Raw genomic sequence first — 11,377 nt, forward strand, 5'->3', positions numbered from 1 at the left:
TAATCAAAAATATTTCATCTTAAAAACCTTTATTTTACTGGATAAATTTCAAAAAAGATGATTTTTTAATCAAATTTTTTTGCAAAAAAGTTTGGTAGAACGAAATAGATTTCTTATCTTTGTAAGGTAGGAAGTTCAGAGAGGAACTGATTACGAAAAACAACCTTTATTATTAACCATTATAAATCGAATCGTGAAACGAATTATTATCCTTTCCGTTGGTACGGCAACCCCTAAAGTTATCAAAGCTATTTCAGAAGCTTTTGAAATTAACCAGGAGTTATTATTTAAAATTCTTTACAATGCGCCTGCTATCTTTTTAGACCATGCAGATGAAGCGCTGGCAGAAAAGGCATTCACCATTTTAACAGAACTCGGGCTGGAAGTTCTGATCCAAAATGCAGATGAACAAGCACCTATGCCCACAGAATCCCTTGATATCGCCGTCCATATCAATGATCCGGTGAAATTAAGCACCGTCAACAAACAGCTGGCTGAATTTCTGGGCTGTACTGAAAGTGAATCTCTGCAACTCTTGCTCAGCGACCCCTCGGTGGTCTTAGGCGGAGTATCTATGGCCACAGCAGAGAGCTTGCAAAAACGAATAGATGCCGAAGTAATTGCAAGTAACCCCAAAATGGATTTGTACACCATTGAATTCACTGCAGCATCAGAAAATGACCGACTGAAGTTGATTAACCTCATCAAAAACCAGGAAATCACTATTCCTGAAGGAGAAACAAGATGGGTTCGCAACCTAACCTACGAACAAATGAACCAGTTTCTCACGCGTTATCGCTCGCAACACGAGGTTAAGATCTACAACCAGAGTTATTCCAGGTTCCGTATTCTACTGGATAACTTTGACCTGTCGGATACTTCCCAAACCGATTTTCTCGTAAACGAGATCGGGATGCCACGGGAAATACTCGCAGAAATCCACGCCAATCTTCCGGTTTTACTGGATGAATCAATCAACTATGGCACACTTCAGGAAAACTTACTCTTGTACAAACAAGCCGGTTTAACCTGTTCCGAACAACGGATTCCATTCGGAAGGTATGTCATTTCGGTCAGTAACATTACCGATTCCGGGAAAGCAAGGGAAATCCTGAGCAAATATTACAAAGATGTCAATTTAGACACACTCACAGATGTCTGGAAAGCCCCTCTGCCTCTTGGCGGTACATTGAGCCGATTGCTTGAAAAACAGTTGGAATACATTGGATGTGAAATTGAATACGAATACTAACCACTATGAACGAAAACAACCCTAACCTCCATCTCCAAATCGCTGAAAACGGAAAAGTCCTCGCTTTAAAAGGAGATCACAAAGAAGCATTGCGCCACTACAAAGAGGCCATGCGGATGTGCCAGTCAGTCGAGAATTCCGAGTTTTTCCTGCAGCATTACAGTTTGTGTGCCATGGAATCACTGGAATTGATGGAGGCACACGAAGAAATCATCACTTTTTGCGAGAAAAGCATTGATTTCCTGACACCCAAAAAGGCCGAACGTACAGACGATTGGTTCAGGAAATACCTCGCATCGCTCTGGGAACGGAAAGGCATCCAGAGCATCTACCTGGATGAAAAAGCAGAAGCGATCGAAGCTTTGGAAGAAGCTCTGAAAGAAGCAAAGGAATTTACCATGCCTTTGGCTAAAGAGTTACTGAACTGGCTTCGCAGAGGGTACGCAATCACTCCGCAAAAAGTGCGTGATCTTCAAAAAAGACATCACTACTTTACAGTTCGTAAAGAGAATGTCAACGAAAAAATAGCAGTTCAACTGCCGGAAATGATCAATCCGTTCTAAACCCGTTTTATACGAAATACAGGCAGCCTTATTTGTGCGCACAAATAACTGTCCGCCTGAAACCCATCATTTAAAATGACCCGGGCACACCGGTTACGCCCTCATTTTTCGGACGCAGCCTGTATTTCGTACAAAACATTAAAAACAATTAATTTATGAGTGATTTAACCAAATTCAGTGAAGGAGCTTCCATTCTTCAGCAGGTTGATGTCAGTGACATCTTTACAAACCTCGCCATGGGAATTGCGGAAGCTCAACAGAAACTAGATGACAATTCGATAGCACAGGCTATTAAATTGGCAGAAACCAACATCGACGGTGAATCTTTGTTGTCTTTAGGCTTCGCTCCGGTTTTCTATGCATTCCAATATGCAGACATCAGTGCCAGTATTAACTTGCAAATGGGACTAAAAGAAGCATTGGAATTCGGATTCGGGATCGATGTGCAATTGTCCAACCTAAAAGGATACTCTGCTTTTAACCGTACTTTCTTAAGTTCAAACAGTTATTCGGAAACTTCAGAAGAATACAAATCTGTTCGACAATTGAACTTCCGTGCAAAAGAGAAAAAGGCGATTAAGATCAACAACAAATTCATCAGCCAAAGTGAATACCTTGATGCAAAAACCCGCTTGGAGGATTTCAAACACAAAATCCAGTCAGAAACGACTGTAGACCAGGTTTATGAAGAAATAGAATCCAGATCTCTCACTGAAAACAACAGCCGAGGAGTGGACGTCTTTATGGATGGAGGATTCATTCGAATTGAACCGAGTTTACATTTCGCAATTACCGGAGGAGTTGGACTCTTAAGAGTTGCTGATTTTAACGCACCATCAACCACTATTGATCTTGATGGGCCGACATCCACTACATCCACTACATTTAGTTTGACGAATGCCGGATTTAACAATGCATTTTTAGACAGTGCAGTTACCGGAGCCGGATCAGGAGCTACCGTATATGCTCTTACAAAAGAAGGTAACTTGTTTGTAAAATCAGGTGGAAGCTGGGTAGAGGTATCAAGCAAAATTTACTTCGGGTATAACAGTGATGAGATTACCTATGGTAAAAATTTGAAGGATGGACCTAATGATTCTGCCAATCTGGAATATCCTTACGTGAGTCCGATTGTTGCTGATGATAATGAAAACCACGATCAACATCCGTTAATCCACAAGGTGCTTCGTTTTATCCAAAGTCATGATTCGGATGCGTCCATTACCATTACGGGAATGACGGATCCAAAGGGCGGAGATAATCCGAAAAACAAAAGTTTGGCAAAAAGACGTGCAGAAAAACTGCGTGATCATATTTTCGGATCTTCAGCACCAATCAATGTTGAAATTGGTGCTGTAACAAACACTAATGGACCCAGTAATTTGATTGATCGCCATGCTACTATCGAGTTGAACTCTAACTACGTAATCATTATCGGAGCTAACGTTAAAAAAGTAGCTACAACTACTCCAGTCGGACCAAACAAGTTTGTTTACCTGGATGAATCAACAGCGACAGAAGGTCCTTTCAACAAATTGAACGTTCAATATGGTTCAATTAGTCTTGCAATTTCAGATAACAGCTTTACCAATATCTGGAATACTGCCAAAACCAAATTGACTAACCACAGACACGAAGCAACTTCTGACCAACTTCATTATTCTTTGGACAACGAAGCAATTGTAAAATTGCATTTGCTTTCGAACGACGCAGAAGAGATTTCTATCGAAGAAAATTCAGAAAGTAGCAGCAACGGAAGCGAGAACCAAAGTTCTTATTTGTGGGCTAAAACTAAAAATGAAAGCAATTCAGAAAGTGAAAGCTCAAGTAACAATAATCAGAGCTCATCATTTGCTTTCAGCGCAAGTGTAGATTTCAGAATGTCCCGTCAGTTTGAAATGTCGATGGAAGGAAATTCTTCCATGTCAGCAAGATTGGTTTCTCTTCCTGCACCAGATGCTTTCCGTGCTTTCCTGGACAGAAAATATGGAAGCTCTACGGAAGGATAATATTCACTATTAAACTTCCGGAAAAATGGCAGCAATTGAAACAATTACAAACACGCTTACGAATTCCCCGCTTTCATCTATGATTGAAAACATGGGAATTTCAGTAGCAAAAGCGCAGGCAGCCCTGGACAGTAATTCCATCGAAATGCTCAAAAGCCTCGCTTCCAGCACCGTAGAAATAGGAGGACAAAAAATCAGCTTATTAAATTTAGGCTTTGTTCCCAGCTTCTATGCCTTTACGGAAGCAACTTTCGATGCAAAAATGGACTTTTCACTGGCCGAATCGACTTCCTTTAACGCAGACGCGGTGGTTTCAGTGCAAACACAAGTAGTTTCGGCTACTGTTAGTGCAGGTTTTGCACGCAAATTCGATCAATCGGCTTCGGCTTCTTCGAGTATTGCAGCCCGCATGGTTTCACTACCGCCACCCGAAAACTTAGTGACCCTTCTGAAAAATTTAAATCCGGTAGGACTCACAACAACAACGTAATCTTTTAATCAACAAAAACAACAAAGTATGTTTGAAAACACCAAACCACGCATTGGTCAGGAACTTCTTGACGTGCCTATGGGCGACATGATTCGCCAAATGGCTTTTGCAATCGCAGAAGCACAGATCGTTTTAGATCAAAACTCCATTGACGTAGCCGAAATGATGGGCGGTTTAACAACCGTTACGGATGAAGAAGGAAATGTCACTTTCGAAGACAGCCGAGTTTATTTCGGAAGAGAAAAATTGACAAAGGCTCAAGCTATTGCCCGCCACAACTCTACAACCAATGTTCAGGAAAAAGCTGAAATTCGTTCCTTACTTGGTTCAGGAGCTTACAAACCGACATTATTAGCGACCCCTAGTGGTTTTACCGCTGGCGCAGCAATTGGAACGGCAGATAAATATGTGGATTTTCAGGGATCATTTTATTTAAGTACTGGTACAGGGGGTACTGGACCCTCTGTTGCAAAGACTCATGGAGATTTAATGATTGAATCTACCACTACTTCTACAGATGGTTCCGTTATCATCGAACTTCCAAGAAGAATTTCCATGTTGGAATGTGGTTTTACACCGACATTCTACCAATTCGTGGATACGATCATTGAAGTAAAGATTTCCATCAAGTACACACAGGAAGGTACTGCTGAAAGCAGTGGTTCTGTAACTGTTCAATCTCCGGTAAAACGCATTGGAAAAGGCTTGAAAAAACTCAAAAACGGAAAAACGGTGCAGATTGCGCAGGTGAATGCTGCTTACTCACAGAAGTACAGCTATTCTGCTGAAGGATCAAGTTTGCTTCGCACCAAGTTGGTTCCGCTTCCACCACCATCAATTTTGGAGGAGCGTATCCAGCGAATGATCAATGAAGAGTACAACAACGTTACTCCGGCAGCGATTCCGGCACCTTAAGCCAAATTAATCCCGGGCAGCTGTCAAAGCGGCAGCTGCTCTTTTTAACCCTTAATCTATAAGCATATGGCAAATGTTGGAAAAGAGTTATTGAATGCTCCGTTTCCCGAATTAGTTCGAACGCTTGGTGTAGGGATTGCTGAGGCTCAATATGCACTCGATCGTGTTTCCATCAAAATCGCGCAATTAATGGCGGGATTCAAGGTGAATGACGATGGAGAAGTGGAACGCGACGAAACAGCATTGATCGTTCTGAGAGAAGGAGACGAAGGAGTCAGTTTATTGTCTCTGGGCTTCACCCCTACATTCTATCAGTTTGTAGAAACTTATATCGAACTCAAGTTGGCTATTGCAATGAAAACAGAGACAGAAGCTACTGTAGGCAGTAATGTTGCAGGAGTTGCCTGGACACCATTTGGGGTAGTTGCAGCATCTGTAAATGCCAGTTATTCTCAGAAATACCAATACGAAGCAAACGGAAGTTCCGAAATGCGTACCAAACTCGTAACGGTTCCTGCTCCTGCAATGTTCGAAAGTCGTTTGAAAGAACTGATGAACGAATCACAAATAGCTAAAGTTCAGGAAACTCTCGAAGAAGAATAGAACAATCGGAAATTAAACACTAACCATTCTAAAACAAGATTATGACAAAAAGCTGGAAAAAACTCGTCAAAACCACAGATTTCGATTCAAACAATACAAGCGAAAACTCTTTTAGTAATATCCAATTAACGCTGAATGAAATTGCAGCGCAAAATGAGGAATTGAATGATTTGTTGAAGGAACGGCAGTCTTTGGAAAAGGAGATGGGCAATTTACTTCAATCGAATAATCCTGTAACAGAAGATCCAAGGTTCTCCGGTACTATCGAATCGTTAAGCACCAAACGAGAGAAAGAAAAAAAAAGAGCCGTTCAGAAGAGAAAATTGGAAGAACGGCTCTTACAAAAGAACAAAGAATTGGAAAAGTGGGAACAGAACCTGAAACGTCTGAAAAAAAAACTCGCTCTCCAAAAAAAAACCGCTCAGGCGGAAAAAAAAGAAACTCAGCAAGATTCTTCAACCAGCCTGAAAGCACTCAAATCAACACAAAAAAGTTCCGAGAAAAGGCGATTTGATGCCGATACTATCCGGAAAAAGAAAGATGAAATAGGAAAAAAGAAGAAAGTGCTTACCGAAAAGGTCAAAAAGTTGGAAAAGGTTCCCGAAAAAATCAGGAAAGTAAAACCAACTCTCGATTCATTCGGACAGAAGGATCTTGCGAAGTTTCAACAAAAACTGGATCCCGAGAAAAAGATTGCAGAGATTCCAACGCGAATTCGCAGGATTAAAGATAACTGGGAAGAAAAACGTGAAACACAGAAAGAAAAGCTGCGGGAAAAAGTAGGTCTCAAAAAGCTGGAAGAGAAACTGGAAGAAGTAAAACGCTTTGGCAATGCTGTAAATTCAGCCAAATCACAAGCCAAAGACTCGTTGAAATCCCTGGAAGAAAAAGTTCCTGAAATGAAAGGATTTTCCGATCAGTTGGACAAAGAACTTCCTTTGGATGATCGCCAAACAAACCTTTCCGAAAATGCTTCATCCAAAAAATCAGAAGAAAAAGAAGCTGAGCAAAAGGACACAAACCGCAGAGAAAAACTGAAAGAGCAATTTCTATCCAGAAAAAAGGCCGAACGAAAAGAAGAAGAACGGTCAAGTAGAAAAAAAGAACGCAAAAACGAAAAATACATTTAAAAAATGAGTTCAACATCAACCACCAATTCACTGGCCCTGCATGAAATTATTCTCAGCATTGCGGACAGTTTGAATGAAGCGCAGGAAACACTGCGCAGCATGCCGCCGTATGACGAATACGGAAGACCAAACACCTTATATCAACTTCCTTACCTGGATTTTAACCTGGAAGTGATTTCACAGTTTGAAAGTACTGAAACAAGCGGAGGAGGCGGAGCTTTGCCTGCAAGGTCCATTCGTTTTCTTCCCTTTAGAAGTACGGAAACAACGACTACCAATCAAAACATCGTTACTAGTACCATTTCAGGTCGATTTGTAGCTGTTATGCCAAATGAAGGATTACCTCAAGTTTTTTTGGAATGTTCTGCAGAACCAGACCCGATTACTTCAGGGGACGGATTCACTGGTTACAGGATAACAATCAGAGCAGTGAATGCAGCCAATGAAGCTGTAATCGGTCAGCGAATCGAAGTAAATTTCAATACTTTCTCCTCCCGTGGTTTTAATTCCGGAGAAGATGTCAACACCCCCATTTTTACGGGTGCAAAGGACGGATATACCGACGAAAACGGAAGGTTCGAAGTTTCTGTGAAATTAGATAACGTAGATTATGACTTCGGGAAAACCTTCATTTTCGCAGCCAATAGTGGCACACAATTTTCATCAATCGCAATTAGTAAGCCATGATAATCAATAAATTACAAATGGGAATTCTGCTATCCCATCCTGATAGAGCACCAATTCCTCCCACAACAGTAGTTTTTCAATACTATGATTTTGAAACGGAAAGCTGGGTACACCTGTACGAGCAAGTACTCAACTCAAAAGGAGCTGCCAACGTTTCAGCAGTCAGAAGAACCGGAATGCCTCCGGAAGAAGTCGCCTTCTTTGACCTGGTAAGTGATAAACAAATTCCTCCACTTCGTGTAATTCCGACAGAATTTGAGGGAGACATCTCTAAACAACCGGTATTTGCAAACGGTTTTGATTTTGATATAGCGAGCTCCGGTACCTTGACAATTGATTTTGGCGGATTGTATTTAGTTCCGGAAGCTCTAATTACTGACCTCAGTACCCGGATTGAAAATTATGTAATGATTACAAGTTCATATCCTGTCCCGGTTCCTACCGATAATACACCGCTTCCAATCAATGAATTGTATACGAATCTCGTTTCGGAAATTGCCACTGCAAGTGACTCTGGCTCTCCATTCAAACTTTCCAATGTTTCACTAAAATTGAAAGCATTGATTGAAAGAGATGGAGAAACCGTAAATGCTTCCTTGCTGGACCTTACCAATTCAAAAGATGTAAATGGAAATGCAATCAGTGAAATTGTTTTTGATATTACACCGGTTCAACAAACGGACGATGTTTCCAAACAGATCCCTGATTTGACTGGATTTACAGAATCTGCTGTTCGAAAAATTCTACAGGCGTTTGGTTTAAAACTGAACCCCGTTTATCAGAAAAACCTGAATGTCGTGAATGGTGATTCTTTCAGACAATCACCCGAAGCAGGAGAAATCATCGAATCAAACAAAATAGTAACCGTAATTTTTAGTAAACATGAGTGAACCAACTAACCCCGTTCAATTATTCAGCGAAATGCTTGGCAGTCCGCTGGGTGAATTAATCAGTTCTGTCGGCCAGGGAGTCGGAGATGCACAAGCAGCCCTGGACCAGGGAGCGCTGGAGCAAACTTTGGAAATTTATGATCTGAGCAAAGATGATGAAAAAACAGATGCTGAGTTAAAACTGCTGAAACTGATCCGTGAAATCGGTTATCAGCCTACTTTTTACACCATTCCGGAAACAGAAGTAGAAGCACAAATTTCATTGTCGCTTGATTTGAAATCCGAACAAGCGAGTCCTATCGGAGGAACACCGCTTTCCAAATTCAAAGTTAACGCAACTCCGTTAAATGCCGGAAATATGAATCGTTTTGGTTTGCAGGCAAATGCAATGGCTAAATTGAAATTCAAAATCGTTCCTGTTCCACCTCCGCAAAACATCGTAGATATCCGATACGTACCGGATTTAGTTGGTCCAATTAGCCCTACTGATCCAAGTCCGAAAACATGGAACGAAACCACAAAAGAACTCCTTGATAATCTTGGATTTACTGTTCTTTTCAAAACACAAGAAGGTGACTTAATCACAGATGAAACACTGGTAGAAGGTTTGGCAATTTTTAGTCAAACTCCTGACGCAGGAACCATTGCCAACACAGCAAATGTTCCTCTTGAGTTGACTTTCCAAGACCTTCATAAAGTTCCCGATTTAAGTACCCTGAACTGGAATTCAGAAACAGAAGAGATCATTGAGGATCTTGGATTTACGTATGCTTTCAAAACTCCGGAAGGCGACGCAATCATAGATGAAACATTGGTAGAAGGATTATTGATCGGAAGCCAATCTCCTTTAGCGGGATCTATAGCTAATGCTTCAAACACGCCTATTGAAATTGTTTTTGAAGATCTTCATAAGGTTCCAACTTTAATTGGTACATACTGGAGTTCAGAAGAAGAAGAAATCATTGAAAATCTAGGGTTTACTTATCAATTATTTGATGCAGACTCTTTAGAGACTATCACTTTTGAAGAAGCAAACGGATATCTTGTTCAAGATCAATCCCTTGCATCCGGAACCTTCGCTTATACAGGTGATACAATTAATGTCTTTGTAAATACAAACGACATGTAAACCTTCAAAAGTTCAGGATGTGGAAAAAATCAAGCATCCTGAACTTTCTAACCACTTTAATCACCAACCAACCGCCATGCATCACTTAAAAAAAACACCTTCTATTTTCGACCAGGTCGTGGAAATAAACAGCCAAAAAGAATATTGGTATGTGCGAACCGACGGCGGAGATCATTATGCCGATTTCATTGAAAAAGGATATATCGGTATCAACTGGGATTTTATTCCCGCTTCGGATATCCGCGAAGAAAACCTGGATTACCTTCGAAAATCGATCATTAAACACAGTTACAAATACCGGAACATTCCTTACGAGAAGCTTGGAGCCGGTGAAAAGTCATCTGTTACCAAAACAATCAATAAGCTCTTCACCTTCAAAAACCTCAAAAGAGGCGATGTGGTTCTTATTCCATCGGAAGATGCCGATTATTTCAGTATCGGAGAGATTGCCGACGATGAAATCTACAACGCTTCCGGACCGGAATTATCAGGCGGATTTCTTAAGAGGAGAAAGGTAAACTGGCTGAAAACCTCGGTCAGGCATCATTACTACAACTCCCTGTTTTACCTGTTGAAACATGCACACACCATCGTTTCCATTAAAAAACATGCGGATTTTATCGATTCGCTGACAGAAGAATTGTACATCAAGGACGGTGATTGCTTTTTATCGCTGCGAATCAACAAAGAATCCGAAATCAGCCTGAAAGACCTGAAAGATCTGTTCGACAATTACCTGGGATTGATTTCCAAAATCAATGATGATTTCGATTTCGGAGAGAAAATAGATACCACCACCGTTAAATTGAGTTTGAATTCCCCGGGATTCATCAATATCAAACTGCCGGTCGGAAAATCATTGATCGTGACCAGCCTGATCGTTTCCATGTTTCTGAACGGTTGTACGAATGATGAGATCAGCCTGAAAATCAACCGCGAAAACATTCCGACGGAATACATTCCTTACATGGATTCCATCCAAAACATCCGGAAAAACCTGGAAGTGGAAAACGATACCATTTTTAACCGCTTAATCAATAACGAAGATGGAAACAGTAAGTAGCTTTTTGTCTTCCGGAGACAACGTATTCAAATTTTTACTCACGATGTGCATCGGGACCATCCTGTTCAACATCGTTTACCCGACAGATAAAATCCGGGAAATCGGGATTCGCCAAAGTGAACTGAGTTACAAACTGGACCTGATGAATAACGAATCGAAAACACTTTTTGAAGAAATCAAGGAATTGAGTGCCGTGAAAAAAAGAGCAAAAGTTTCGTTCAACGCAGACTTTCAAAAAAAACTGCAATCATTCGATCTGAAGTACGATTTACTGATCCAAAAAGTCTGTGAGATCAGGCACCTCCGAAGATTGATCACTATTTCCAAAGACGAACTGAATTTTTATTCCAGTTTCCGGTTCTGGAGCTATTATCCTTCCATGGTAATCGGGTTGATATCACTTGTCTGCTGGATTCATTTTTATGTGAAGAGTATGGAAACAGAAGACACCTAAAACACTGCATTGCAAGTATTATCAAAATTTTGAAATGCTCCTTTTTTTATTTAAATTTGATCATATAATTTACTGTTATGAGTGCAATTGTAAGTAATAGCGATGAAATAATCCAATCTACCAAAGAAGGGAGGTTATATATTCGTACCCAGGATTTTTTCAGACAAAAAAAGGTTCGGGAAATTATCTTCG

General features: G+C 40.7%; 12 protein-coding genes. All 12 read left to right on the top strand.

The window, feature by feature from the left end; genetic code table 11:
• Positions 1–193: 193 nt before the first annotated feature.
• The 12 genes from ABDW02_RS18410 (at position 194) to ABDW02_RS18465 (ending at position 11,185) form a co-directional block, all read left to right on the top strand.
• Positions 194–1,252: a hypothetical protein gene (locus tag ABDW02_RS18410; RefSeq protein WP_343637208.1), complete on the top strand. Its 1,059-nt coding sequence runs from the start codon at positions 194–196 to the stop codon at positions 1,250–1,252.
• 5 nt (positions 1,253–1,257) lie between these two features.
• A complete protein-coding gene (locus ABDW02_RS18415; protein WP_343637210.1) occupies positions 1,258–1,815 on the top strand; it encodes a hypothetical protein in 558 nt (185 codons plus the stop codon).
• A 155-nt stretch (positions 1,816–1,970) separates the two neighbouring features.
• Positions 1,971–3,824, top strand: coding sequence for a hypothetical protein (locus ABDW02_RS18420; protein WP_343637212.1), 1,854 nt, complete (start codon positions 1,971–1,973; stop codon positions 3,822–3,824).
• A 25-nt stretch (positions 3,825–3,849) separates the two neighbouring features.
• On the top strand, positions 3,850–4,314 hold the full coding sequence (locus tag ABDW02_RS18425) for a hypothetical protein (RefSeq protein WP_343637214.1): 465 nt from the start codon (positions 3,850–3,852) through the stop codon (positions 4,312–4,314).
• Positions 4,315–4,341: 27 nt separating this feature from the next.
• Positions 4,342–5,229: a hypothetical protein gene (locus ABDW02_RS18430; protein ID WP_343637216.1), complete on the top strand. Its 888-nt coding sequence runs from the start codon at positions 4,342–4,344 to the stop codon at positions 5,227–5,229.
• A gap of 66 nt (positions 5,230–5,295) precedes the next feature.
• Positions 5,296–5,832 (top strand): hypothetical protein, encoded by a 537-nt coding sequence (locus ABDW02_RS18435; RefSeq protein WP_343637218.1) that lies wholly within the window; start codon positions 5,296–5,298, stop codon positions 5,830–5,832.
• Positions 5,833–5,873: 41 nt separating this feature from the next.
• The gene (locus ABDW02_RS18440) at positions 5,874–6,962 is read left to right on the top strand and encodes a hypothetical protein (RefSeq protein ID WP_343637220.1); all 1,089 of its coding nucleotides are present in this window, start codon (positions 5,874–5,876) and stop codon (positions 6,960–6,962) included.
• A gap of 3 nt (positions 6,963–6,965) precedes the next feature.
• The gene (locus tag ABDW02_RS18445) at positions 6,966–7,649 is read left to right on the top strand and encodes a hypothetical protein (RefSeq protein ID WP_343637222.1); all 684 of its coding nucleotides are present in this window, start codon (positions 6,966–6,968) and stop codon (positions 7,647–7,649) included.
• Between the two features lie 17 nt (positions 7,650–7,666).
• Complete coding sequence (locus tag ABDW02_RS18450; protein WP_343637224.1) at positions 7,667–8,539, top strand: PASTA domain-containing protein; 873 nt, start codon at positions 7,667–7,669, stop codon at positions 8,537–8,539.
• A complete protein-coding gene (locus tag ABDW02_RS18455; protein WP_343637226.1) occupies positions 8,532–9,668 on the top strand; it encodes a hypothetical protein in 1,137 nt (378 codons plus the stop codon). Before ABDW02_RS18450 ends, ABDW02_RS18455 begins: the two co-directional genes overlap by 8 nt.
• 76 nt (positions 9,669–9,744) lie before the next feature.
• The gene (locus ABDW02_RS18460; protein WP_343637227.1) at positions 9,745–10,731 is read left to right on the top strand and encodes a hypothetical protein; all 987 of its coding nucleotides are present in this window, start codon (positions 9,745–9,747) and stop codon (positions 10,729–10,731) included.
• The gene (locus ABDW02_RS18465; protein ID WP_343637229.1) at positions 10,715–11,185 is read left to right on the top strand and encodes a hypothetical protein; all 471 of its coding nucleotides are present in this window, start codon (positions 10,715–10,717) and stop codon (positions 11,183–11,185) included. Before ABDW02_RS18460 ends, ABDW02_RS18465 begins: the two co-directional genes overlap by 17 nt.
• Positions 11,186–11,377: the final 192 nt, after the last annotated feature.

It is taken from the genome of Fluviicola sp., from assembly GCF_039596395.1.
Classification (GTDB): Bacteria; Bacteroidota; Bacteroidia; order Flavobacteriales_D; family Crocinitomicaceae; genus Fluviicola.